Source organism: Sorangium sp. So ce128, assembly GCF_051525245.1.
In the GTDB taxonomy this organism is placed as follows: domain Bacteria; phylum Myxococcota_A; class Polyangia; order Polyangiales; family Polyangiaceae; genus Sorangium; species Sorangium cellulosum_B.
Genome location: NZ_CP150313.1, coordinates 12,505,060 through 12,530,056, shown reverse-complemented (window position 1 = coordinate 12,530,056; position 24,997 = coordinate 12,505,060). Strand labels below are relative to the sequence as shown.

Annotated in this window: 20 protein-coding genes; 9 read left to right on the top strand and 11 right to left on the bottom strand. The window is 73.6% G+C overall.

All coding sequences use genetic code 11. The features are described from left to right. Positions 1–96: 96 nt before the first annotated feature. Complete coding sequence (locus WME82_RS47420; RefSeq protein ID WP_438040702.1) at positions 97–1,179, bottom strand: formylglycine-generating enzyme family protein; 1,083 nt, start codon at positions 1,177–1,179, stop codon at positions 97–99. Between the two features lie 318 nt (positions 1,180–1,497). Here WME82_RS47420 and WME82_RS47415 point away from each other — a divergent pair, with 318 nt between their 5' ends. From WME82_RS47415 to WME82_RS47385, 7 genes are all read left to right on the top strand, one after another. Then, positions 1,498–2,013, top strand: coding sequence for a hypothetical protein (locus WME82_RS47415; protein WP_437913980.1), 516 nt, complete (start codon positions 1,498–1,500; stop codon positions 2,011–2,013). Beyond that, positions 2,013–2,735, top strand: a complete 723-nt coding sequence (locus tag WME82_RS47410) for a hypothetical protein (RefSeq protein ID WP_438040701.1) — start codon at positions 2,013–2,015, stop codon at positions 2,733–2,735. Before WME82_RS47415 ends, WME82_RS47410 begins: the two co-directional genes overlap by 1 nt. Further along, entirely contained in the window at positions 2,732–4,069 is a 1,338-nt protein-coding gene (locus WME82_RS47405) for an SLC13 family permease (RefSeq protein WP_437743023.1), read from the top strand. Before WME82_RS47410 ends, WME82_RS47405 begins: the two co-directional genes overlap by 4 nt. A gap of 1,130 nt (positions 4,070–5,199) precedes the next feature. Continuing rightward, on the top strand, positions 5,200–5,496 hold the full coding sequence (locus WME82_RS47400) for a hypothetical protein (protein ID WP_438040700.1): 297 nt from the start codon (positions 5,200–5,202) through the stop codon (positions 5,494–5,496). A 4-nt stretch (positions 5,497–5,500) separates the two neighbouring features. Further along, positions 5,501–6,715, top strand: coding sequence for a YcaO-like family protein (locus tag WME82_RS47395; protein WP_438040699.1), 1,215 nt, complete (start codon positions 5,501–5,503; stop codon positions 6,713–6,715). Next, positions 6,712–7,818 (top strand): TfuA-like protein, encoded by a 1,107-nt coding sequence (locus WME82_RS47390; protein WP_437855105.1) that lies wholly within the window; start codon positions 6,712–6,714, stop codon positions 7,816–7,818. Before WME82_RS47395 ends, WME82_RS47390 begins: the two co-directional genes overlap by 4 nt. Continuing rightward, positions 7,808–8,599, top strand: coding sequence for a trypsin-like serine peptidase (locus WME82_RS47385; protein ID WP_437743019.1), 792 nt, complete (start codon positions 7,808–7,810; stop codon positions 8,597–8,599). The genes WME82_RS47390 and WME82_RS47385 overlap by 11 nt, the downstream gene beginning before the upstream one ends. On the opposite strand, the gene WME82_RS47380 is transcribed toward WME82_RS47385, so the two are convergent. Together WME82_RS47380 and WME82_RS47375 are read right to left on the bottom strand one after the other, a co-directional pair. Further along, on the bottom strand, positions 8,526–8,723 hold the full coding sequence (locus WME82_RS47380) for a hypothetical protein (RefSeq protein ID WP_437743018.1): 198 nt from the start codon (positions 8,721–8,723) through the stop codon (positions 8,526–8,528). The genes WME82_RS47385 and WME82_RS47380 overlap by 74 nt on opposite strands. A gap of 25 nt (positions 8,724–8,748) precedes the next feature. Further along, the gene (locus WME82_RS47375; protein WP_438040698.1) at positions 8,749–9,459 is read right to left on the bottom strand and encodes a hypothetical protein; all 711 of its coding nucleotides are present in this window, start codon (positions 9,457–9,459) and stop codon (positions 8,749–8,751) included. A gap of 295 nt (positions 9,460–9,754) precedes the next feature. On the opposite strand from WME82_RS47375, the gene WME82_RS47370 reads away from it, so the two are divergent. After that, positions 9,755–11,575 carry a hypothetical protein gene (locus tag WME82_RS47370; RefSeq protein WP_438040697.1) on the top strand — a complete coding sequence of 607 codons (1,821 nt, stop codon included), beginning with the start codon at positions 9,755–9,757 and terminating at the stop codon, positions 11,573–11,575. A gap of 66 nt (positions 11,576–11,641) precedes the next feature. Here WME82_RS47370 and WME82_RS47365 read toward each other — a convergent pair whose 3' ends face one another. The 8 genes from WME82_RS47365 to WME82_RS47330 all read right to left on the bottom strand — a co-directional run bounded on the left by WME82_RS47365 (position 11,642) and on the right by WME82_RS47330 (position 24,436). Then, entirely contained in the window at positions 11,642–13,222 is a 1,581-nt protein-coding gene (locus tag WME82_RS47365) for a hypothetical protein (protein ID WP_438040696.1), read from the bottom strand. Continuing rightward, entirely contained in the window at positions 13,219–16,350 is a 3,132-nt protein-coding gene (locus tag WME82_RS47360) for a hypothetical protein (RefSeq protein ID WP_438040695.1), read from the bottom strand. Before WME82_RS47360 ends, WME82_RS47365 begins: the two co-directional genes overlap by 4 nt. A gap of 104 nt (positions 16,351–16,454) precedes the next feature. After that, on the bottom strand, positions 16,455–16,886 hold the full coding sequence (locus WME82_RS47355; protein WP_437855089.1) for a hypothetical protein: 432 nt from the start codon (positions 16,884–16,886) through the stop codon (positions 16,455–16,457). Between the two features lie 329 nt (positions 16,887–17,215). Further along, on the bottom strand, positions 17,216–18,598 hold the full coding sequence (locus WME82_RS47350; protein WP_438040694.1) for an SIR2 family protein: 1,383 nt from the start codon (positions 18,596–18,598) through the stop codon (positions 17,216–17,218). Positions 18,599–18,699: 101 nt separating this feature from the next. Continuing rightward, positions 18,700–19,824, bottom strand: coding sequence for a hypothetical protein (locus WME82_RS47345; protein ID WP_438040693.1), 1,125 nt, complete (start codon positions 19,822–19,824; stop codon positions 18,700–18,702). A 205-nt stretch (positions 19,825–20,029) separates the two neighbouring features. After that, entirely contained in the window at positions 20,030–22,156 is a 2,127-nt protein-coding gene (locus tag WME82_RS47340; protein ID WP_438040692.1) for a biotin carboxylase N-terminal domain-containing protein, read from the bottom strand. A gap of 217 nt (positions 22,157–22,373) precedes the next feature. Further along, positions 22,374–23,687 (bottom strand): FecR domain-containing protein, encoded by a 1,314-nt coding sequence (locus WME82_RS47335; RefSeq protein ID WP_437913970.1) that lies wholly within the window; start codon positions 23,685–23,687, stop codon positions 22,374–22,376. Continuing rightward, complete coding sequence (locus tag WME82_RS47330) at positions 23,684–24,436, bottom strand: RNA polymerase sigma factor (RefSeq protein WP_438040691.1); 753 nt, start codon at positions 24,434–24,436, stop codon at positions 23,684–23,686. The genes WME82_RS47335 and WME82_RS47330 overlap by 4 nt, the downstream gene beginning before the upstream one ends. A gap of 330 nt (positions 24,437–24,766) precedes the next feature. On the opposite strand from WME82_RS47330, the gene WME82_RS47325 reads away from it, so the two are divergent. Further along, complete coding sequence (locus WME82_RS47325) at positions 24,767–24,982, top strand: hypothetical protein (RefSeq protein WP_438040690.1); 216 nt, start codon at positions 24,767–24,769, stop codon at positions 24,980–24,982. The last annotated feature ends 15 nt before the right edge of the window (positions 24,983–24,997 follow it).

Below are 24,997 nucleotides of genomic sequence, written 5' to 3'. Positions count from 1 at the left end.
CGCGCGCACGCGGGCAGAGGAGCCCCGAGGCGCGCCTCGTCAGAAATAGGAACGTAAGCCCTGCGCGACGCTGCCGGCGAGGGCCGCGCGGAGGGCTCACGGCCCTGGCAGGTCGCGCGCGCACATCGCCGATACATAGTAGTGGCGGCCATGGGTCTCGTAGGGTGCGCGGTAGGTCGTCGTCTGCCGGTATCCGGCGGCGACGAAGCTCCCGCCGTGCGTGACGCGCAGGGCAGCGTGGTTGTCCAGCCGGGAGCAATCGGCGCACGGCACGAGCGGGCGGTCGTCGTCGGCGGCGTCGCGCGTGACCTTGTAGGCCTCGCCGGCGAGATCGAGCTGGCCCCAGCGCCCCGCTCCCCTGGGAAAGGAGCCGACGGGTGCGAGATCGTCCGTGGTGCAGTGGATGAGGCTCCACGGGGGAAATGCGTCCTCGCAGGGCAGCGACGTCGAGCCTTCGCCCTGGCAGCAGAAGGCCGCGTCTTCGGAGGTGATGGGGGAAGAGCCCCACGGATACAGCCGCTGCTCGTCGCCGCCTGCAGCGGCGTAGTTCATCTCGGCCTGGGTCGGCAGGCGCCCGCCGTCCCATGCGCAGAACGCGAACAGCTCGAGCCATGTCGCGCACACGATGGGTTTGTCCTCGTTCGCGGCCGGAGCGTCGGTCCACGTCGGCCAGCCGTAAGGATCGCAGACGAGCGCCCGCTTCATCGCGGCCGTGGTCGCCGGGAGCATCGTGTTCCAGGCCGGGTCCCACCCGCTGTCCGGGATCTTCGGGTGCGCCCCCGCGCCGGCCGGCGGCGGGCTCGCCTGCGTCGGGCCGCCTGTCTCTTCCAGGTAGCGGCGAAACCGCCCGACCGTGACCATGTACTTGTCGAGATGGAAGCTGCTCACGCTCGCCGGATACCGCGGGTCGTTCAGCCGGTTGAACGTCCCACCGGGTACGAGCAGGCTGGCGCAGCAGTCGTCGTCGTGACCGAGGCCGCAGCGCTCGTCGGCGCCGGGCGTGACGCCGGCGCAGCTCGGCGGAGGCGCCTGCGCGCGATCGCGCCCGGCGTGAACGGAAGCATCCGCGTCCTGCTCCGCGGCGCCGCCGCTGTACGCGTGGCTGGATCCCAGGATCGCCGCGAGGGTGCAGAGGGCGAGGAGAGTCGAGAGCGGCTGTCGAGGCGGTCGCGTGGCCATTTGAGCCCTTAGGTGCGAGCGCCGCCGCTCTGGTTGTGCGACACGGGGGAAGGCCAGCGCGAGGCGGCTCGGGCGCCCAGGCGCACGGGAACCAGCGAGCTCCTCCTCCGCGCTTTCCTGGCTTCCTGCGATGTCGTCAGAGCGCTTGAAGCCCGCAACCGTCGACTGGACCGGTCGAACCACGGGCTCGTTCACCGTCGCCTGCCGCGAGGCATCGCGCTGCATCGCCGGAGTGGCGCGCGCGTCCGCACGGGGCGCTGGCGCGCGAGATCAGGCCTGGATCCGGGCCCTTCCGGGCAGCTACGCTGAGGTGCCCTCATGCCTCCGCCCCGACCGCCTCGCGACCCCGGCCATCGCTACCCTTCATTGCCCTCCTCCGTGGTGTCCGCGTTCATCCGCCCCGCGAGGCTCGACGCGCTGCTCGCCCCCTGGATGCCCGACGCGGAGGAGCGCGCCTTCGTCGTCCGGTGCATCGTCGGGGAGGGCCCGGTCCATCACCGCGGCGCGAGCTACACGCTGGTCTGCCTGCTCGGCCTCCTGCTCGAGGAGCTCGGCCCGCCGGAGGGCGGCGCGCCGAGCGGCGAGTCGCTGCCCGTCCCGATCCGCCTGCCGCCGCACCTCGCGCGCGGCAGCGAGCACGACTACCCGCTGGCCGTCCCGCTCGCGCCGCTGACGCGCCTCGCCCCGAAGGGCTCGCCGGAGCTCGCGGCGCTCGTCGACTGCCTCACCGACGGCCCGCCGCACCACGCGCTCGCCAACGCCGCGATGGTCTGCCTGCTCGACGCCCTCTTCGCGCGCGCCGAGCGCGCCCGCGCCGGGGCGGAGCCGGCCTGATGGCGCTGCCGCCGGCGCTCGGACAGGCGTTCCGGATGGTGGCCGCCGAGCTGGGCATGCGCTCGGCGGCGCGGCTGTTCCTGCGCGAGCTGGTGGACGAAGGCGGCGCCCCGCTCGCGCGCGAGGCCCGCGACCAGCTCGGGCGCGAGTTCCCCGTCCTCGACTTCGTCGCCGAGCAGTGGCTCTCGGGCGGCGCCGAGGCGCCGCTCGACCTCGCAGGCGTCCTCGACGCGCTCCGCGGCGTGACCCGGCTGCTCGTCGTGGGGCTGGAGGCCGACTGCCTCGACGCGCTCGTACCGCGGCTCTCCGGCGTCGAGGCGGGCCTCGTCACCGACGCGGGCGGGCTCGACACGGACTTCGGCCGCGTGCTCGCGAACTACGACGGGCTCATCGAGCCGGTGGGTCTGTCCGAGCTCCACCGCTGGGCCGGGCGCAGGAGCGCGCTGCTCACGTTCGTCTACGGCACCGACGGGCACGCGGCGCACGTGAGCCCCTCGTGGCTGCGCGTCTCGGGCCCCGACGTGCGGACCCAGTTCCGCTCGCTGATCGGCTGGGACATCCTCGGCCGGCCCATGACGGTGTACCCGCGCTGGATGGTCGAGACGAGCTCGGCCGATTTCTCATGCCTCGTCGGGCCGGCCCCGCGCGGCCCCGCGCCCGAGGTCGCCGCCGCCGGCGCGGGCGACCCGCGCGCGCTCGCGCCGGCGATCGAGGCGACGTGACGGCCCCCCAGGCCGCGCTCTTCGCCGTCCTGCTCGGGACGCTGCTGCTCCAGGCGCTCCTGCCGTCGCGCCGCGTGCTCATCGTGACGGGCGGCGCGGGCCTCGCCTGCCTCGCGTCGACGCTGCTCGGGGTCGCGACCACGCCGCGCCTGCTCGCCGAGGTGCCGTGGGACGTGCTCGTCATCCTCGTGACGCTGGGGCTCCTGTCCCAGCTCTTCGCCGCCTCGCGGCTCTTCGATCGCCTCGCCGTCGCGGCGACGCGGCTGAGCGGCGCCGAGCCCTTCCGCGTCCTCGTGGTGTTCTCGGTCGCGATGTACGTCGTGAGCGGCATCGTCAACAACCTCACGGCGCTCGTGCTCGTCCTGCCGGTGCTGCACGTCCTGCTCAAGCTGATGGGCACGCGGCAGCGGTACGTCTCCTGGCTGCTCGGCCTGCTGCTCGTCGCGTGCAACCTCGGCGGGGCCGCCACGCCGATCGGCGATTTCCCGGCCATCCTGCTGCTCGGCCGGGGCAGCATGACGTTCGGGGCCTACCTCTCGCGCGCCGCGCCGGCGACGCTCTGCGCGCTCGCCGTGCTGCTCGTCGTCGTGCGCGCCGTGGTGCGCCCGGCCGCGGGCGTGCCGCGCGATCCGGTCTCGGCGCGGCTCACGCGCGCGGCCATGGAGGCGCTGCACCGGCGGGTGCGGGCCGACCGGCGCCTCCTCGTGCCGGCGGCGGCGTCGCTCGGCGCGATGGTCGTCGCGTGGCTGTTCCTGCCCGCGGAGCTCGGCGTCGGCCCCGAGCTCGTGTGCTGGCTCGGCACCGGCGCGGCGCTGCTCGCGTCGCGCAGGCTCGGCGAGCGGCTCGCGCGGACGGGGCTCGACATCGAGGCGGTGCTCTTCCTGCTCTCGCTCTTCGTGATGGTCGCGGCGGTGCGGCGCACCGGCCTGTTCGAGGAGGTCTCGCGCTCGCTGGCGCGGCTCCCGGTCGCCCCGTCGCTGCAGCTCGTCGCGTTCCTCGTCCTCGCCGGCGTGCTCACCGGGCTGTTCTCGGCGGGCCCCAGCATGGCGGCGCTGCTCGACGTGGCCGAGTCGCTCGCCGAGCGGCTGCCCGCGCCCGCCGTGTATGTCGGCCTCGCCCTGTCCGTCTGCGCGGGCAGCTCGCTCTTCCTGACCGCCGCGACGTCGGGCCCGCTCGCGCAGGCGCTCACCGAGCGGGCCGACCTGCGGGACGTCGACGGCAGGCCCATCCGGTTCGGCTTCTTCGATTTCCTGCCGACCGGGCTCCTGAGCTTCGCGGTCATCCAGGCCGTGGCGATCGCGTACGCGCTCCTCGCCATCTGGGCGGCGCGATGAGATCGCCCGCCGGGGGCAGGAGCTGGCTCGCCCATGCGGGAGATGGGTGGCACCCGCGTCCGGGTGAATGCGCCTCGAGCATGAAGACGGGTCGCATCCATCTCCGGCTGGCTCCCCCTCCAGCATGAAGACGGGTCGCACCCGTCTCCGGCTGGCCCCCCTCCAGCATGAAGACGGGTCGCACCCGTCTCCCGCTGGCTCCCCCTCCAGCATGAAGACGGGTCGCACCCGTCTCCCGCTGGACGTGCCTCCACAAAAAGATGAGTCGCACTCGTCTCCCGCTGGACGTGCCTCCACAAAAAGATGGATCGGGCCTTATGCGATCAGGCAGGTTTTCCACGCCTGAAACGCCTGGGATTACCGCGACGTAGCACCAGGCGGAAGGCATCCTACCGTATAGCTGTACCCTACTGGCGCGCGAGAACACCTCTGGCGCCCGAGAACACCTCCTCGCCTCGCTCCTCGCGGTCGATTCGCACCTCCGGTAGATCGTGGCCCATCCACGCCGGTGGACTACCAGGGCTCCACCCTCGACCAGGGGCGCCGCGGCTTCGCTCTCGGCGTGCGCCCATCGACCGATGCGCGATGCACGCGTGGGTCATGTCACACTGCGATTCGTGACATGTCACGCTGCAATCCGTGACATGTCACGCTGGGATCCGTGTCATGCGACGTTGCAGTCCGTGACATGTCACAGAGAAATGGGCCACATTTCACGGCAGGCGACTGATCCTGCCGGCACATGGAACGCGACATCTCGAGACATCGAGCGCCCTCTGCCCCTGGCACACGGCGTGCGTTGAGCGCTCCAAGCGGACCTAGCAGCGTCGAGCTCTCGGGCTCGGCATCACGATGCGCCTGACCGCGAATCGACGCGGGTGGGCTTCTTTGTCTCGGAGAGAAGAAGATGGGATTGAGAAGCACTTGGATGATGGTGCCGCTCATGCTCATGAGAGGGGCCTGCATCAGCGTGAACGAGGACGACCAGCCCGCGCTCGATCCCCTGTCCGGCTAGGACGACAAACCGGTCCATCTCGTGCGGTCGAGTCGGTGCGCCGGCGGTGGCGCGAGTTCTGCGCCGTCGCCGAGCGATGTGGAGAAGTTCCAGCGCGTTTCTCAGGAGGGATGACATGAAGAAGATGACGGATGATCCGTTCACGCTCGTCGTGATCAACGGCGAGGGAGATGGCTACTACGTGATCGACAGCAGAGACCTCGGGCCACCGAAGCGGCCGCTCGAGCCGATCTGCAAGCAGCTCGTCGAGCAGCGCGTCGCGACCCAGCACGTGCCGTACGCGGATGCGCCGCCGGCCCGCCGTCTCGTCGAGCAGGAGCTGGCGCGCGGCGGCGCCGCCGAGGAGGTCGGGCCCGCCGAGTTCTGCGGCACGTTCTACTTCAACCTGAACGCGTTCAAGCCGCAGGACTAGCGCCGTGCCCTGCACCGAGAAGGCGTACTGGCGCGGCACGCAGCGCCGGATCAGTCCGGCCGACACGCTCGCCCGGGTCCGGCCGCTGCTGCGGCGACTCGGCATCACGCGGATCGCGGATGTCACCGGGCTCGACTCGATCGGCATCCCGGTCGTGATGGTGTGCCGGCCGAACGCGCGCTCGATCTCGGTCTCGCAGGGCAAGGGGCTCGACCTCGAGGCGGCGCGCGCGTCGGGCGTGATGGAGTCGATCGAGCAGTGGCATGCCGAGCACATCCTGCGACCGATGGTGTTCGGCACCGCTGCCGAGCTCGCCGCGACGCGCCGTCTCGTCGATCTCGCCGGGCTGCCGCGGCTCGCGATCGGGGCGTTCCAGCCTCATCGCAAGCTGCTGTGGCTCGACGGAGTCGACCTGTTCGACGGCGCGCCGCGCGCGGTGCCGCTCGAGGTGGTCACCACCGACTACACCTCGCCGCGCCCGCCGGGCAGCGGCTGCTTCTTGACCACGTCGACCGGGCTCGCGTCGGGCAACGACGCGCTCGAGGCGACGCTGCACGGGCTGTACGAGGTGATCGAGCGCGACGCGGTCGCGATCTGGCGCGCCGGCGGCGCCGAGGTCCGGCGGCGCACCCGGATCGCGCTCGACACCGTCGACGACCTCGACTGCCGCGCGCTGCTCCGGCGGTTCGAGCGCGCCGGCGTGGCGGTCGGCGCGTGGGACGCGACCAGCGACCTCGGGCTGCCGGTCGTGGTCGCCGAGATCGCGGATCGCGATCCGGACCCGTGCCACGCGCTGTGCGTGAGCGGCGGCCAGGGCTGTCACCGATCGCGCGGGATCGCGCTCGCCCGCGCGCTCACCGAGGCCGCGCAGAGCCGGCTGACCGCGATCTCCGGCGCGCGCGACGACATCGTGGAGCCGTCGTTCCAGCGCGCCCGCGCGGCGGACCGGATCGCGGCGGCGCTCGTCAAGCTCGAGGCGCCCGCCGCGCGCTGGTTCGCAGAGCTGCCCGACGCGGCGAGCGACTCGTTCGACGACGACCTCGCCGCGGTGCTCGGCGCGCTGCGCGGCGCGGGGCTCGACCAGGCCGTCGCGGTCGATCTGTCCCGGCCCGAGCTCGGCGTCGCGGTGGTCCGCGTCGTCGTGCCGGGGCTCGAGAGCATGTGGAACGCACCCGGCTACGCGCCCGGTCCGCGGGCGCAGCGAGCGAGGCCATCGTGATCGTGCTGTTCACCGGACCGAGCCTGCCGCCGGCCGACGTGCCGGCGGTGCCCGACCTGCGCGTGCTGCCACCGGCGGCCCAGGGCGACGTCTACCGGGCCGCGCGCGAGCGGCCGTGGGGCATCGGCCTCGTCGACGGGTTCTTCGAGCACGTGCCGGCGGTGTGGCACAAGGAGATCCTGTGGGCGATGGCCGAGGGCGTGCACGTGTTCGGGGCGTCGAGCATGGGCGCGCTGCGCGCTGCCGAGCTCGCCGACTTCGGCATGGTCGGCGTCGGCTGGGTGTTCGAGCAGTTTCGCGCGGGCGCGCTCGACGCCGACGACGAGGTCGCGCTGACCCACCTCGCGGCCGACCACGGCTATCGCCATGTCTCGGAGGCGCTGGTCGACATCCGCGCCACGCTCGACGCGGCGGTCGCCGCCGGCGCGTGCACCCGCGCGGCGGCCGATCGGCTGGTCGCGCTCGCGAAGCAGCGGTTCTATCCCGACCGCCGGTGGCCCGAGCTGCTCGCCGAGGCGCACGCCACCGGCTGCGACGTCGCCGCGCTCGAGCGCTGGCTGCCCGGCGGCCGCGTCGACCAGAAGCGCCGCGATGCGCTCGCGCTCGTCGACGCGATGCAGGCCGCGCGCGCCGCCGGCGCCGCACCGAAGCGCGTCGACTACGCGTTCGAGCGCACCGACGCGTGGGACCATGCGCTGCCGCGGATGCGCGCGGCGCGCGGCGCGACCGCGGCGCCGCTGCTCGACGCGCTGCGCGCGCTCGGCGACGCGTCGCTGTACGCGAGCGCGGTCCAGGGCGCGCTCGCCCGCGCGCTCGCCGAGGACGCGGCGGCGCGCCAGGGCCTGTCGGTCAGCGCCGAGCTCGTCGAGCGCACCGCGCAGCAGTTCCGCCGCGAGCACGGCCTGTACACCGCCGCCGAGACCCGGGCGTGGCTCGCCGAGCAAGAGCTCGACCCGGCCGCGTTCCTCGAGCTGATGCGCCGCGAGGCGGTCGTGCGCTGCGCGCAGGCCGCGACCGAGCCCGAGCTCGATCACCACCTCGCCGATCAGCTGCGCGCGATGAGCTGCTACGGGCGCGTGCGCCGGAGGCGCGGTGCGGAGTGAGCCGGTCGAGCACTGCCCGCCGCCGCTGCGCACGTTCGCGGCCGCGCACGAGGGTGCGGTCGGCCAGCTGCGCTGGAACGCCGACCTCGCACGCCGCTACGCCCGGCCCGGCACCGCGAGCGGCGTCGCGTGGGGCTCGGGCACGCTGATCGCGCGCGACCTGTTCCTCACCGCGGGGCACTGCTTCGACCGCACCGGCGGCCGCTGGCTGCGCCCGCTCGACGACCGCACCGGCGACGTGATCGGCTCCGCGGAGATCGCCACGAACATGCACGTCGCGTTCAACTACCAGCTCGATCCCGCGGGCGAGCTGCGGCCGACGCGCTGCTACCGGATCGTCGAGCTCGTCGAGCACCGCGCGGGCGAGCTCGATTTCGCGATCGTGCGGCTCGCCGGCGCGCCCGGCGCCGCGTGGGGCGTCGCCGAGCTCGCGCCGACCGGCGCGCGCCCGGGCGAGGCGGTGTGCCTGATCGGCCACCCGCTCGGCTTCACGAAGCACCTGGTCGCGGGCCGGTGCGTGGCCGCGGGCGGCACCGCGCTCCGCTACCTCGGCGCGGCGACGTTCGAGGGCAGCTCGGGCTCGGGCGTGCTGCGGATCTCCGACGGCCGCCTGGTCGGCGTCCACACGAACGGCCGGAGCAGCGCGGGCACGAGCTCCGGCGTGTGCGCGAGCGCGCTGCTCGCGCGATCGCCGACGCTCCAGCTGGTTAGCCGGGCGGCGGCAGCAGGCGGAGCAGCGGCGCGTCCTTGCTCTGCGCCGCGGTCGCGACGCAGCCCTTGAGGTCGGCGAGCGCGCGGATCGCGGTCTCGGCGAGCATGCGGCCGTCGTCGCGGCGGCGCGGCGCCTCGGGGATCGAGCCGACGTACTTCACGAACTCGTCGTACTTCTCGTCAAGCGGCGGCACCGCCTCCGGTTGTCCGGTCCGGTCATCACGCGCGAGACATCGCGGCGCCGTATCGCCGCTGCAATGCGCGGCTCTCCTCCTCCGTCGATGCGGTGATGAGCTCGATGTAGGGCTCGAAGGCGAGAGGCATGGGGAGATCGAAGAGCAGGTGCTTCTCCGGATCGACGCTCTTCCCCGCGCCATGACAGAGGAACAGCCGCTCCTGGAGGAGCGGGAAGACGGCGAGTGAGGTGAGCTCGTGCCGCTCGATCGTCTCGATATCGGCGATCGACGGCTCGAGGATCTCGTCGAACACGCCGCTCGGATGCTTGAAGGGACCTCCGGCGTGATGGTTCACGTCCTTGCGCACGAGCGCCCCGCCGCGACCGATCGTGATGAACGAGCGCTCATGAGGCGTGCCCTCCCAGACAGTCACCCGCCGGCTCGTCGCGTCGGGGTGGATCCACACGGTCGGGAGGTCGACGTTCAACGGCGCCACGCCCTTCACCCGGCCGATCACGCTCGACGTGAGGAGTTGCCGGGTGACGGACGTGCAGAAGAGGACGTCCGCCGGAGCGAGCCGTGTCCCCCGCCAATCGCGATCGCGGCGGAAGTGACGGAAGAAGACCAGGTAGGGAGACCTGCTCATCTGCGCGAGGACGAAGAGCCCCCGGCGGGTCTCGAGATCGATCACGTTGCCAACGCCCCAGGTGACGCGCCCCATCGAGACACCACGGCGCATCGAATTCATGTTCATGGTCATTCTCCTCCAACATGGTTTGAGCGTGGGCTCCCGCCCGCGCGGCGGCCGGCGCGCCATGCGCCCTCGATCACGACACCTGCGGCGTGTTCGCAGGACACCCCGCGGGGCGGTCGATTCGTCAGCGCGTCGCGCCGGCCTTCGCCACGGGACATGGCGTGCGTGAACGCCACCGATGTGCAGGGTCTCGGACCACGCTGCCAGACGCGGCTCGCCAGAGTGTGATTTTCCACATCGCGATTGCCGCGCACGCAGGGCCGATGATAGCGTCTCCTGATTGCCTGGGGGTGCCATGCCTGTACGACATGTCCTGTTCAATGCGCTGCCCGATCCCGTCCGCGATCGGCTCGTTCGGTGCCTCGATGGTCAGGGCCCGCCCAGGCCGATCCTCTCCGCGCCGGCGAACGCAGGCACGGGGATCCTCGGATGGAGCTTCCTCGCGCTGGCCGCCGCCGCCGTGACCCTGGTGCTCGTCTGCAATCATTTTGGATCGCTTTGGTCAGGCGTTCAGGGCACGGGGCACCTTCTCGGCTACGCCGGCAGCATCTTCCTGCTCTTCGTGTCGACCCTGATGGCCATCAAGCGGCTCAGGTTCAAGTCGACCCTCCCGTTCAGGGTGGGCCGGTATCTGTTGCCGGCGGACTACGTCGACGCGACGGGGCCCAAGCTGACGGTGATCCCGATGTCGGATCTCGTGAACGTCGGCGCGGTACACCACCACACGAATGGGGTCTACTCCCACTCGCTCATCACCTTCAGCTTCCAGGGGAACGTCAGCCAGTCGTTCGTCGTCCGTTCGCAGGCAGAGGTCCAGGCCAAGGTCGGCGAGCTCGAGTGGTCCCGGCAGGCGCTCGGGGCCGCGTTCGCGTCGAGGGACGTGCAGCAGCTCATCGCGCTGGATCCGTTCTTCGAGGTCCGGCGCGACGACGCCTGGGACAGGCTCGTGGCCGTCGATCCACCGCACGCAGCGGGCGGCCACGCGCCGCGTGTGGGCACGATGCCGTCGTTCCTCCGCCCCGGCTTCATCGCGGGCGCCTCGACGCTGGTGGCCGTGATCCTCGCGCTGCCCTTGTGGTACGTGCGCAACCTCCTGAGCGACGAGGCGATGTTCCGTAGCGCCAAGGAGGTAGGGAGCGAGTTCGCCTACGAGGGCTATGTCCATTCAGGCCGCAGGCACCTCGATGAAGTGAAGAACAGCTTGCTCCCCCGGGCCGCGCTCACGGAAGCAAAGCGCGAGGGCAGCGTCACCGCGCTGCGCGCCGTCCTCAAGAAGTACCCGGGATCGGTGGTGGAGGGAGAGACGCGCGCCGAGGTCCATGCGCTCTTCTCGAAGACGCTGGCCGACTTTCGAGCGCAAGCCTCGACATCGGACCCGGTCATGCTGAGCTTCATGGAGAAGCTGATCTCGTATCTGGAGAAGAGCGAGCGGTCGACCGTCGAGGTCCGCTTCGACCCGCCCGCCACCGACATGCTCGCGAAGCTGGATGTGGTCTTGCAGCAGAAGGCGCAGGCCCTCCGCCCGCGGGGCGCGGGCGTGGCGCCCGTCGCGAAGCATTTCGATGCTGAGCACTCCCTTCCTCGCGAGGCGGCCATCGTGAACAACCTGGCGGCCGGCTTCAAGCGGGTCTTCCCGACGGACATCCTCGAGCTCAAGCAGGGAGAGCGCCTGACCGACAACGCCGGCGCAGCCAGGGTCGCTCCGAGCGTTCCGACGATCTACATCCATTACGATGTCGGCTGGTCCGGCACCATGTACTCGGGCGAGCGCAGCGAACGAGCGTTCGTCGGCATCCTGGTCGATTTCGACGGGACCATGCGGATCCCCGGAGAGCGCGACGCGTTCGACTTCAAGCTGAAGGTGATGCCCCCGGACGAGTTCACCGTGGAGTACACGAGCACGGCAGGGCTGGGGGCCAACCTCGCGAGCGCGCCTCCCGATGACCGGGTCTACGAGGTGATGGCGCTCCGCGCCTTCGACCAGCTCGCGGGCAAGCTCAGGAGCATCTTCTTCAAGCCTGGGAGCATGGCGCTCCAGGGGGCGGACGAGAGCGGCCCGGCGCAGGGGGGCTCGTCCCCCGACGCGCGCCCGCTCGGGCGCTCCCCGCGCCAGTGACCGGCTGAGCACGCGCGGGCGGTCGCCCTCGAGGTGGCGGAGACTCCGCGACACGCGGCCGTAGCGCTAGTTGCACCCCAGCCGGCACACCATGGCCGCCGTGTAGGAGCACCCGTGGTCACCCCACAAGGACGAGCTCGGCCCCGTGCACCGGAACGCGCACCCCCGCCCGTCCGCGGTCGCCTCGGCCGTCAGCCGGTATCCCTCGGCGTTGCAGCTCCCCGTCGATGACAGGCAGCTCGCCAGCTGCGGCTCGCACTGCTCGACCACGTAGCCGGCCGGGCACGTCCAGTCCACGCTCGCCCGGCCGTAGTCCGGCGACCGCCCCGTCTCGGTCGCGATCGGCTCGTGCTTCGAGAAGGTCGGCATCCCCGTCGTGACCTGGAGCGGCACCACGACGGCCCGCTCGCGCGGCACCACCGGGGCGGACGCGTCCTTCGGCTGCACGACGAACGTGTCCCGCCGCGTCTGCCGCTCGCAGCCGGCCGTCGCGCCCTCCGGCGTCCACGAGAACGTGAGCTCCGCGCTCCCGTGCGCGGGCACCTCGACCGTGCGCTCGCCGTGGGTCACCCGGACGTCGACCTGCGCCCGGTTCGTGATGAGCGCCTGCGCCGTCCCCGCGGCGCCGTACGGCACCACGCCGAGGTCGACGGGCAGCGGCGCGATCTCCGGCTCGGCGAGCGAGAAGCGGCACACGTCCGCCACCGGGTAGATCGCGTACGCCAGCGGCACCGCCTTCTTGACCTCCATCCGCAGCGCGCCGAACGCCTGCCCGCCTCCCTTGGCGCCCGCGACCGGCGCGCCCTCGACGCCCTCGATGGCCAGCTCCCCGACCGAGGTCATCGTCACCCGGCGGTCCCCCGCCTCGATCCGGGCCTTGAACAGGCCGAGCGCCGTGCCGTGCGCCTCGCCGGCCGTCACGTCCGTCTCGTAGGCGACCATCGCGCCGCGCTTCACGGCCCCGATGAAGTGCGTCGCGCGGCCGCAGGCGCAGCCGCCGCCCGCCGCCGGCACCACGCTCTCGGTCGGCTCGAAGAACTGCGGATCCTCGTCCGCGACCAGCGCCATCGCGACCAGCCGCAGCCGGCGCCGGTCGAGCGTCCCTCCGGCGCTGAAGTACGCCGGCAGATCGACGTCGGCGCCGACGAGGACCGAGTCGACGGCGATGCCGACGTAGCGGAAGTCGATCGCGCGCTCGCCCGGCGCCGGCGCGGGTGCGCCCGGCGCCGCCGTCGCCGCGGGCGCCGCCGTGATCGCGGCCACCGTCTGCGCCGCGGGCGCTGCCGTCGCCGCGGGCGCTGCCGGCTCCGCCTTCGGACGGGCGCAAGCAAGGCCGACCGGCGAGAACGCGCCCGCCGCGCTCCTCGACAGCCCGCGGCCCGGCACCATGGCGCTCGATGTGTCGAGGAGGTAGTCGTGCCGCACGTCGCTGAACGCCCGCGCGGCCGCGAGCAGCGCCCCGGCCTGAGAGCAGCCGCTCTCCTTGCAGGCCGGCAACGCCGCCGCGCCGGCCGGCTTGCGCGGCGGCGGCACCGGCACCTCCGGCGGCCCAGGGCAGCCGAGCGCGGAGGCCAGCGCTCCGAGGAGGAGCCAGCCCGCGCGCAGCGGCGCGGCGCGCCGCCGGCGAGCGCGATCTGCGCCGCTCACGGCCATGCGATCGTCATCCACCGGACGCGCCCCGAGCCGCTCACCGAGTCGTCCGCAAAGAACAGCGAGGTGCCGGACCGCCCCGCGAACGCCGGCGACACGTCCTGCGACGCGCCCCCGGTCAGCCACGCCAGCGGCTTCAGGGAGGGCGCCGACACGTCGCCGGGCGCCAGCGTGAAGGCGTTCAGCTCCACCGAGTCCCCCGGGGCCGACGCGAGCACGCCGCGGCAGACCTTGTCGCACGCGAGCGCGAGCGACGACACCGTCGCGCCGTCCGGGCCGCTCACCACGACGGGCGGGCCCTGCACCGCGCCGTTGCCGTCGACCCGCACGAGACGCGCGCGCCCGCCGGCCCCCGCGCCCCCGCCGGCCTCGTCGGCCGGCTCGTCGACCCAGCCGACGAAGAGCCCGCCTTCGAGCGGCGCGAGCACCGGGCTGCGCGAGTGCTCCGAGGATGCATGGAGGCGCGATTCGTCGCCGATCCGCTGCAGCGTCTTCGCGTCGAGCCGCGCGAGGAAGATGTCGCCGCCGGGCTCATCGCCCTGGCCAGCCGCGCCGCCCGCAGCCGCGCCGCCGCTCGCAACCGCGCCGCCCTGGCCAGCCGCTCCGGCTTTCGCAGCCGCGCCGCCGCCCGCGGCCGCGCCGCCCGCAGCCCCGCCGCCGCCCGCGGCCGCGCCGCCCGCAGCCCCGCCGCCGCCCGCAGCCCCACCGCCGCCCGCGGCCGCGCCGCCGGTCGTGCGCGCGTCGGACCACACGAGCCACACCTCCTGGCCGCGAACCGCGATCTGCACCTCGGCCGCGTCGAGCGGCGCGTTCGTGATGCGGCGGTCCGGCGCCGTCCGGTTCAGCGCGCGGTCCACCCGCGCCGCGTACACCTCGGCGTTGCCGTCGCGCGTGTCGATCCACGCGACGATGAAGCCCCCCGCGCCGTCGTAGGCGATCGCCACGTCGGACGCCTCGCTCGCGGCGCCGCCCTGCTTCTTCCGCGGCGCCGTGGTGAGCTTCTTCTGCGCGACCTTCGCGCCCGTCGCGTCGACCTTGGTCAGGTACACCTGCGTCTCGCCCCGCTCGCGCGCGACCCACGCGATCACGCTCTCGCCCTGCGCCGCGCCCTTGCCCTTCGCGTCGGCCGGGAGCGGCGGCGCCGCCGCGATCGCGACGCCGCCGAGCGACGACGCCTTCTGCGAGAGGATGCTCAGCTTGCCGAGGCCGCCCGGGGACACGGCGCGCACCGCGAGCGTCGCGGAGACCTCCTGCCCGCGGGGCGCGGCGTCCGACGCGCCCTCGACGAAGTACGTGACCCACGCCGAGAGCGCCGCGCCGCCGTCGAGCTCGACCGCCGCGACCTTGGCGATGGGGTCGCCCTCGGCGAGGGCGCGCACCGCGGTCGCGCGCGGCGGCGGGTCCTTGTCCTCCCGGAACGCGGGCGCGCGCCACGCGCTCTCGCGCACCGGGAGCGACACCAGCGCGAGCGGCGCCCGCGCGCCCGCCGCGCCCGCCGCGCCCGCCGCGCCCGCCGCGCCGCCAGGCTGCGGGCCGGGCGCGGCGCTCGCCAGCGTCGCGCACGCGCCCGCGTGGCACGTCAGCCCGCGCACGAGGTACGGCACGCCGTCCGTCGCCGCGAACGGCGCGGCGCGCACCGGCTCTGCCGCCCGCACCGAGAGATCCGGGCCGAAGCGCACGAACGTCGGCCACACCGGCGGCGCGGCCGCCCCGTCGCGCGCCATCTTGAGCGTGGCGGGCGCGAGCGTCACCGCGGCGAAGCCGTCGCCGTCGGCCGCGATGTCGGGCGGCCCGCTCGCGCTGAAGACGAGCGCCGCCCGCTCCGCGCCGAGCGTCCCGTCCGGGCCGACCGACGCGAGGTGGATGAGGCGCCCCGGCTCGCGCGCGCCCGCGCCGCCGGCCTCGCCGCCGCGGGCGCGCAGCAGGTCCTCCCACGCGAGCAGCGCCCGTCCGCCTCCGCCCTGGGAGGGCGCGACGAGCGACACGAGCGCCTGCTCGCCGGACGGCGGCGTCGCCTGCCGCGGCGCCACCACCACCTTGCCGCCCGGCTCGACCGCCGCGAGGTAGACGGCGCCGTCGATGTCCCGCTCGTCGGTCCAGGTGAGCAGGTAACGCCCACCGAGGGAGGCGATCTCGAGATCGATCTGCGCGGTCGGCTCGGGGCTGACGACCACCGGCGCCGACACCTTCCCGGACGCGTCGATCTCCAGGAGCGCGATGGACCCGAGCTTCCCGTCCTCCGCGGCGTCCTCCGCCTCCGCCTTGCGCGCGGGCTTGCCCTCGCCTCGGCCGCGCGGCGCGGCCGGCGGGAGCACGAGGGCGACCGCCGCGCCCCGCTCGGTGGCGACCGCGTGCCACCCGAGCACCTCGCGCGCGACCGACGCGGGCGCCGTCGGCTTGATCGCGGCGCCCTTGCCCTGCGCCACGACCGTCATGACCACGTCGACGCGGTCGACGCCGGGGTGGGCGACGCCGGCGCGGGCCGCGTCGCCCTGGGCCTCGCGCGGCATCTCCCACAGCACGAGCGCGCCCTGCGCGTTCGGGAGCACGTCGAGCCACGAGATCTCCTCGGCCGTCTGCGCGACGAGGCTCGCCGGGGCGCTCGGCTTGCCGGCGGGGTCGAGCGCGAGCACGCGCACCGCGCGGCTCCCCTCGATCTGCTCGATCCAGGCGGCGAGGTAGCCCTGCGGCGTGGCGCGCAGCGCGGCGACAGGCACGTCGGCGGCGACGGGCCCCGCGTCCACGGTGTCCCCGCGCGGCGCGCCGTCCGCGCCGAGGAGGCGCGTCCTCCAGCGCCCTCCCGCGGCGTGGAGCAGCAGCGCCTCGTCGCCGCGCCGGGCGAAGTAGGGCGTCGCGTCCTCGTCGAGCTCCGCGATCACGCGGGCCGGCAGGAGCGGCGGCCCTTCCGGCGCCTTCGGCTGCGCGGGCGGCGTCTTCACGACCGGCGCCGGGCGCGCGACGGGGGCCGGCGCTGCGCCGGAGCACCCGAGCGAGAGGGCGAGCGCGGCGCCGAGCAGCGCTGGCGCGCGGCGCCCGAGCGCGGGGCCGGTCAGGCGGCGTGCGTCGCGCCGCGGACCGCGTGGAACCCAGGAGAGAGCGCTGCGGACGAGCATGGCGGCGACCATGCCAGAAGCGAAGAGCCCCCGCTACAGGGCGCCGCGCAAGCGGAGCGCTCGCCCCGGTCGTACCCGCGCGCGGGCCATCCTGGCCGGACCCCTGGCGGGTGGAACTAGAACGCGAGCAGGCGCCCGAGCAGCGATCTGTACCTGCGCAGCGCGAGCCGGAGCTCCTCCGTCGACGCCTCCGCTCGCCCGGGCTCGCCGTCGACGAGGCGCTGCAGCGCGGCGCGCTCCTCCCGGAAGCTCTGCGCGACCCGCTGGATCACCTCGTTCACGAGCGCGTCGGCCTGCTCGACCGAGAGGCGGGGCGCTTCGATGAAGCCCGCCTGGATCGCGCTCCAGCGCTCGGACAGCTCGCGCGCCTCTTCCGGCGTGAGCACGGGCGCGCGCTCCGGCCAGGGCTCTCCGGTGGGCCCGCCGCGCGCCGTGTAGACGGCCGGCTGGCGGCCCGACTCGGGCGGGATCTCCTCGTCGGCGAACCGCGCCTCGGGTTGGCCGCTCTCGCGCGCCGTCACCATCCGTTCTCTGTGCAATGGGCTCACGATGGCCACCTCTCCGCTAGTTCGCGCTGTGCGCCCAGCGGGCATAGCAAGGCGCATGCGCGTCCCGATGTGCATCCGCGCCCGCTGCGGCGCGCGCAGCGCGACAAGGCCAGAGGCCCGGAAGAGCGCGAGAAAACCCAGAGAGCCCTCCGGGCACGCCGGGCTGCCCGGCGCCGATCACGCGGAGCGGCGATCCTTCACGAGCCGATGAGGCGGAAGAGTACGGAATACACCCGGCGCCGGCCGAGCCGCCGCTCGCGCATGCTCGCGCGTCACAGAGCCGCCGCCCGAGCGCGGCAGGGCCGCAGCTCGGGCGAGGGCGCGCAGATTCACCTCAGCGACGGGCGCAGCTTCGTCACGACCGCGCGGATCTCCCGCACCACCTGGAGGAACGCCTCGTCCTCATCGGGCCACTTGGTCACGGGCTTCTTGTCCCGCGGCACCGCCTGGAGCTCGGCGAAGCGCGTCGTCTCCCAGTCGCAGGGGCGGAGCAGGATCGGAACGACCACGGCCTGCCCCGCCGCGCGCCGCTCCATCGCGCGCGCCACCTGCGCGTCGCCCTGCTCGGACGCGAGGTAGCTCGCGCTCACCAGGAGGAGGATGAGGTCGGCCGCCTCGAGCTGCTCGCCGATCGCGCGCTCCGTGTCCTCGCCCGCGCCGATCTTCCCGCTGTGCCACAGCGCGATCAGCCCCTCCCGCCTGAGCGGGGTCATCTGCGCCTCGAGGCGCGCGAGGAGCTCCTCATCGCGCGAGGCGTAGGAGAAGAAGACGCGCACCGGCCGCGGCGCGGCGTGCGGCAGCGGCCCGGCTTGCGGCGCCGGGGATGGGCAAACGGGCAGAATATCCCGGATCGAGCCAATGCTTCCGGGTCCTTGCGACCACGTTGCGGTCAACACCGGCGAGGGCGCCGCGTCCAGGCCGAGGAGGATCTGCGCGACCTCCGCGTGATCGCCCGCCTGGTTCTCGTAGACGATGAGCCGGACGCCCGACTCCTCGAGCAGCCGGCGGCGGAACGGCGGCACCCCCTTCGGGAGCAGCGCGAAATGCATCGGCGGCTGCCCGCCGGAGAGCGCGCGCACGCGGGCGAGCGTCTGGTCGATGTTGTCGTCGGCGAGGCCGAAGCCCACGAACAGGATGGAGTGCGTGCGGTAGAGGGCCCCGAACGCGTCCTGCAGCAGGGGCGAGCCGAAGATCGCCCGGTCGTACTGGTCGCGCGAGAACACCCAGGTGTCCCACGCCCGCAGCGTGCCGTGCAGCTTCAGGATGAAGCACCTGTCCATGGCGACGTCGCCCGCCGGCCGATCGACCATGCGCCACTCGCCCTGGAACGCGCGCTCCAGGAAGCGGTCGATGTTCGTGGTGAGCACGGCCTTGAGCTTCGGCTTGAGCGCGGCGATCGCCCGCGCCAGCTCCGGCACGTCGCGGCCGGTGTCGTCGAGCTCCTTGTCGACCGTCCAGTTGAAGTCCTGCGGCCCGAGCGCGAGCCTCGCCGCGGAGAGCGCGTTGATGAGCTGGTTCGAGGAGATGTACTGCTGGATCTCGTCGATGACCGCCGGGTCCGCGCTCCGCCGCCGCGCGCGGTCGCGCAGCTTCTCGGCGAGCTGCTTCCAGGTGGGCATGCCCGCGGCCGCCGAGACGCCGGCGCCTGCGAAGACGATCAGATTCCCTGACGTGTAGCGCTCACGCAGCTGCTCGAGGATCTCTTCATCCATCAGCGATCACGATACCGCGGATCTGCGCCAGCGGGCCGCGCCCGGCCGCACCCTCACCGCGCCACACCCTCACCGCGCCACACCCTCACCGCGCCACACCCTCACCGCGGCGGCGCGGAGCGCCGCTCGGTGGAGAGCGAGAGGCCGACCCCCAGCCAGGCCCCCTCGACGGCGCCCGCCTCCCCGCGGGCGCCCTCGTAGGGCGCAGGCCGGAGCACGATCCCCGGGTCCAGCGTCAGCCCGAGCCACACCGGGCCGCCCAGCCGGGTCTCCACGCCGAGCCCGAGGCCGGCGCGTGCGGACCACGTGTCGCGCTCGCCCGCGATGCCATCGACGGAGACGGCGGCGGGCAGCCTGAGCGATGCGACGGAGGCGGTGGCGCCGATCGAGAGGCGCCACGAGGCCGCCAGCCAGAAGCGGTAGTCGCCCGAGAAGCCCGCCTCGAGCCAGCGCAGCGGCTCGCCGCCGGACGGCGCGGCGAGCAGGCGGGCGAACAGCGACTCCGTGAGCCGCAGGCGCCGCAGGCCGAGCGCGAGGCCGGCCCCGCCGAGCACCCGCGGCCCGCCGGAGACGACCGCCGCGTAAGGCCCGGCCGAGACGGACAGGGTGTCGAGATCGCGCGAGGCGAGCTCGACCTCGTCCTGCGTGGGGCGCCGCGGCGACGGCGGCCGCCGCGGGGCGCGCGCGCGGCGCATCTCGGCGACGATCATCTCGGAGGCGGCGATCGCGACGAGCCGCGCGGCCACGTCCGAGGTGAGGCCGGAGACGGCGATCTGCCGTCGCACGACGGCGCGGCCGTCGAGGCGGACCTGGATCTCGAGGCGCGCCGCGGTGGGCCGGTCGACCCACACGGTCGCGACGCGGTCGCCGAGCGGGCCGACCGGCTCGGCGGCCAGCGCCGCGCCGTCCGGGAGCTCGATCTCGAGCAGGCGCCGCACGCGGACGCTGGAGACCTCCTCCGCCGCGCCGCGCGACAGGGCGACGCGCACCTCGATGGGCGCCGCCGCGTCGGGCAGCCGCGGCGCGGCGGGCGCGGCGGCGCGGCCGGCGATCGCCACGACGGCGCGCGGCTCGGCGGCCGCGGCCGGGAGGGCCAGGCTCAGCTGGACGGCGACCGCGGAGGCGGCGAGCGCGGGAAGATCCCAGCGCGGGGCGCGCGCCGGAGGCAGGCGGCCAAAGCCCGTCCTCTGCGGCGGCGTCCGCGCCGGAGATGATCCGCTGGGCATCCTCGCACGGGCCATCGGGGTACTTGGCCACATACCCTGTTGCGATCTGAATTGCCTCTTTCTTGTGGTCCGAGACCACCTCACCGAGGCTGCTCTGGCCGGACGAATCCACCGCGACGCGCTCTCGAGCGAGAACGGCCGCGCGTTCGCGGATTATTTCGCTGCCAGCGCTCACCCCACAGGGGAGCGCGGCGGCCTGCCCGGCTCACGCCTCCTGGCGGAACGCGGCCACGAGCCAGTTGACGTGACGTCCGGTGTCGTCGTCGCTCGAATGGCGCTTGAACAGCGGCATCCTCAGGATGCGCACGTGATCCTGGAGGTTCGTCTTGAAGGGTGAGCCCTGGATGGGCGTCCCGTCGGGACGCACCTGCCGCCCCTGGATCTTCATCTTCTTCAGCACCTCGAGGGACGCGAGCCGCAGGAGCTCATAGGCCCTGTCCGGGTCCTTGCTGCTCACGGAGACGATGAGCTTGCCGAACGTGGGGTCCTTGTTCACGAGGACGTCCCCCGCCTCGAAGCCGCAGTCGAAGCGGACCTTCAGGTCGGTGAGGCCCTTCTCCTCGAGCGCCTCGCGGATCGCGTCGGTGTCGGGGAGCGCGATGCGATCGAAGATACCCGCGTTGGGCAAGAACAGCCCTTTGCCGCCGTCCCGCGAGTCCCTGAGATCGGGATTCCAGCTCTCCGCGTTGATGCGGAACTCGCGGCTACAGTGGGTCTGCACCACGTGGTCCTGCTCGAAATCGATGGGTTGCCCGTCCGCGATGCGCATCTGCCACGCGACGAGGTTCACGGGGACGCGGCTGCGCTTCCGCTTGATGGCGTAGCTCTCCTCGCTGACGGGGTGCTCCACCTGGATCCGCGTGTTCATCTCCAGGAAGTAGAACTTCCCTTCCTTGAACATCAGCTCGACGGTGCCCGCGCCCACGTAGCCCACGCGGTCCGCGATCCGCACGGCGAGCCCGCAGATGCGGTCTTCCAGGCCCGGGTACCGCCGGAGCAGGGCCGGCGGCGCCTCTTCCTGGATCTTCTGGCTCGCGCGCTGCTCGCTGCAGTCGCGCATGCCGAAGTGCCGCGCGTTGCCGTAGCGATCCCGCAGCACCTGCACCTCGAGGTGGATCGTCTCCGGGATGTTCTGCTCGAACATCACGCCCGGCTGCCAGTTGTACGCCTTGATCTCGCCGAGGACCTTCTGGATGGCCTGAGGCACCTGCTCCACCGTCGGGATGACGGCCTGCCCGCGGCCGCCGCCGCCGTTGGCGGCCTTCAGCCGCCCCGGGAACGTGAAGCGCCCGGCCGCGTGGGCCTCCAGGACGATCCGCTGGATCTCGCCCGGATCGTCGCTGTCGATGACGATGCCCGGCGTCACCGCGGTCGGGTCGAAATCCTGGGCCATCAGGCGGAATTTGCGCTTGTCGCCGGCGCTCTCCACCACGTCCTGCATCGGGCCGACGAAGACGATGTTCTTCTGGCGGAAGTGCCGGATGGCCGCGGCGTTCTCCGCCAGCGGGCCGTACCCGGGATAGAGCCCCGCGCGCGACAGCTCCTCCTGCGAGCCGTCGCCGAAGCGCCGCTCGAACTCGGCCCTCACCTTGTCCGCGATCTGGATGAAGTTCGCGTAGCTCTCGCGGAAGCTCCCCTCGAGCCCCACCCCGAACCCGCCGCCCTCCCGCGCGATCCGCAGCTGCAGCGCGTTCGCGTCGTCCTGCAGGCTGTAGAGGACCACGGGGATCTTGCCGAGCGCGATCGCCTCCCGCGTCGCCCGCACGCCCATCTCGCCCTTGTCCGCGACAAGGATGTACTTGAGCTGGCCCGCGCTCACCGTCGTGGCGGGGTAGCTGTCCAGGCGATGCACGGCGGCGTACAGGAGATCCAGCACCTGCGCGTCCTCCCGCAGGAGGTCGCCGGCCCGGGAGCGCAGGAGCTCCGCCGCCTGGTCGCGGAGCGAGGGCTCGTCCTGCTCCAGGATCAGGAACTTGAGGAGCCGCTCGTCGTCGAATTCACGGCGCTTCAGCGCCCGGAGCAGCCCGCCCTCCAGGTAGCGAGCGAACCCGTCGCGGTCCGCGGCCGTGATCGATGCGCGCGTGTCCCGGATCCGCGCGAGCAGGCCCTCCGCCGCCGCGAGGAGCTCCTGCACCCGCTCCTCGTCGAGGAGCGCCCTGCGCAGCGCAGCTTCCAGGGGGCGCTGCCAGCCGAAGTGCGTCCTCCACACCTCGCCGTTCGCGATGAGGTACCGCAGCCCGAGGAGGCGGTGCGCGTCCTGGCCGCCGGCCAGCGTGCCCAGATCGAGCAGCACGAAGCCAGGGACGCCCATCGCCGTGGTGAACGCCTCCATCGAGGACACATAGCCGCCTCGGGGCAACACCAACTTCCACGACGGGAGCGATTGAACGTCGTTGCGAGCGGGTAGAGAGCTGGTGCGGACGGCGGTGGTCATCCTGAGCGGTTCTCCGGCGCGGCGAGCGACCAAGCAAGCGCAGAACCGCCAGGGGTGTCAAGCATGTCCACCGCGCTCGGCGGAGCGCGATCGACGTGGACGGGCGCCCCCCGCTCTACGGGGTCGGGCTCGCGTCCGGGGCCGGCGGAGGCTGGGGCGGCGGGGCCGCGTGCTCCTCTTGCTCGGCCGCCTCCTCACCGGACTCGCCGGAGACGATCCGCTGAACGTCCTCGCACCGGCCGTCCGGGTAGTTGGCCACGTACTCCTTGGCCATCTGAGAGGCCTCTTCCTTGTGACCGGCGACCACCTCGGCGCGGATGCGCTTGCAGAACGAGTCCTCCGCGAGGTTGCCCTCGGGCGACAGCGAGCGCGCCTGCTCGTAGTACCTCGCCGCCAGCGCCTGCTCCCCCATGCTCGCGTGCATGTCGCCGAGCTTGTAGGCCGCGATCGGCGCGTTCGCGTCGCTCGGGAAGCCCTCGACCACGCGCGCGAACGCGCGCATCGCCGCGGCGCGATCGCCGCCCTTCCCGCGCAAGAGGTCGCTGAGGTCCATCAGCTCCCTCGCCGTCTTCGCGGAGGCGATGGCGCCGTCGATGCCGCCGCTCTGCTGCTGCAGGCTCTGCAGCGCCTCGGCGACGTTGCCCGCGTTGTACCGCGCGCGCCAGTCCGGCGCGGCGGCGGAGGCGGCCGGCGCGGCGGCCGGCGGCGGCTCGATCGGCGCCACCTCCGCGCTCGAGCGCGGGAGCGACGAGGCGCGGGCGCGCCGGGGCTCCGGCGGCGCCACGACCGCGATCCGCTGCCGGATCGGCACGCCCTCCTCGGCGTCGCCGCGCCCGAGCTCCCGCGAGCCGGCCGGCGACGTGAGCTTGACCGAGCCATCCGCGACGTTGACGTCGATCGCGTCGACGTTGTGCTTCACGCGCAGCACGCTGCCCGCCGCCGCCGCGAGGCGGGCCTCGCCGGCGACGATCGCGAGCGCCGCCGTGCGCGTCCCGCTCACGGTGTCGAGCCACGCCTCGCCCTGCACGAGCCGCAGCGTCAGCGCGCCGCCGTCCGCCTGCTCGACCTCGACGGTCGTGCCCGCCGTCAGCGAGATCCTCCCGCCGCCCGGCAGCTGGAAGGTGCGCCCCTGCGAGCCCGCGGCGAACACGTCGACGAGCGACGGCGCGTCGTCGGCCGGCGTCACGGCGGTGAGCGCGGGCGCCGCGCGCTCGTCGCTCCAGATCGCCTTGCCGAGCCACAGGCCGCCGCCGAACGCCGCGAACGTCGCCGCCGCGAGCATCGCGGCCATGCCCGCGCGCCGCGGCGACGAGCGCTCGCGCGCCCCGAGGTCGTGCTCGATGCGGTCCCAGACGCGCGCGATCCGCTCCTCGGTCGCGTGGTCGCGGAGATCTGCCGGGGCGATCCGGGGTAGCCCTCGCCGGCTCATGATGAGGCCTCGCTGCTGGTTGAATCTACAAAATGACCGTCGAGGAACTGTTGCGCCCGCGAAATCCGCCGCTTGACGGTCGCGAGCGAGCAGTCCGTCATCTGCGCGACCGTCTCGAGATCGTGCCCCTCCACCGAGCGGAGGATCCACGCGATCCGGTCGTCCGCCGGCAACGTCTGGAGCAGGGCGTAGATCTGCGCGATCTGCGCGCGCGCGTGGGGCGACGCGGCCGGGCTCGCCAGGGCGTCGAGATCGACCGGCTCGCTCGACTTGCCCATCCCGAGCACGCCGAGCAGCCGCGCGCGCCGCATCCGCGAGCGGACCTTGTGGACGATGATCGACCCGAGCCAGGCGCGGAACGCGGCGGGATCCACGAGGTCGTCGAGGCGCTCGTAGGCGCGGAGGAACGCGTCGTGGACGATGTCCTCCACGTCGCGCGCAGAGCCCTCGATGCGCGTCGCGAGGTGGATGGCGAAGGCGACGTGCCGCCGGTAGAGCTGCTCGAGCGCGCCCACGTCCCCGCGGGCGCCGAGCACCACGAGCTGCGCGTCCGGAAGCTCCGCGAGGCCCGTTCCGCGCTCGGCCGCCCCGGTCGCGGCGGAGGACCGCCGGTCCTGCGCGCGCGCCCCCCCGAACCGGCCATCGCCGCGGCCGCGCTCCTCCGGAGCGAACGCGGGCCCGGCGTCGCCCATGTCCTCCTGGGCCTCCGCGGCCGGGGCAGCCGGGGCGGCCGGTTCGACAAGGCGCAAGCGCCCTCGCTGAGGTCTCAGAGCCATGCGTTCGTACCAGGGGACATGACTGGAAATGTACAGCAGACGGTGATCGTGATGCCCTCGCGGGAGTCGGGGCAGCGGCCCGGGCGGAGCGCCGAGCCCTGGGCTCCTGTCCAGAGCGGCATCAGGAGCGCCCCGAGTTTCCCACACTTTTCTAGACGCCTGGTCGGGCCCGGGCGGCTCATCGAAAAAACTGTGAGCCGTTCTGGCTCCCCTCGGCGTCTGGGTGGTGGCCGCCGGATTTGCGTGCGGTTCACACGCCTGTTGGTTGAGGGTGGTCTACCCGCCCCATTTTCGGAGGATTCCATGAAGAAGCTCGTTCTTGCGCTCGTCGCCGTCTCGTCCCTCGTCGTCGCCTGCGGCGGCAGCGCCCCGGCCCCGACCGACCCGGGCGCGGCTCCGGCGGCTGACCCGGCGGCGGCTCCGGCGGCTGACCCGGCGGCGGCCCCCGCGGCTGACCCGGCGGCGGCCCCCCCGGCCGACCCGGCGGCGGCCCCCGCGCCGGCCGACGCCCCCAAGTGAGCTCTCTGCGCGGCG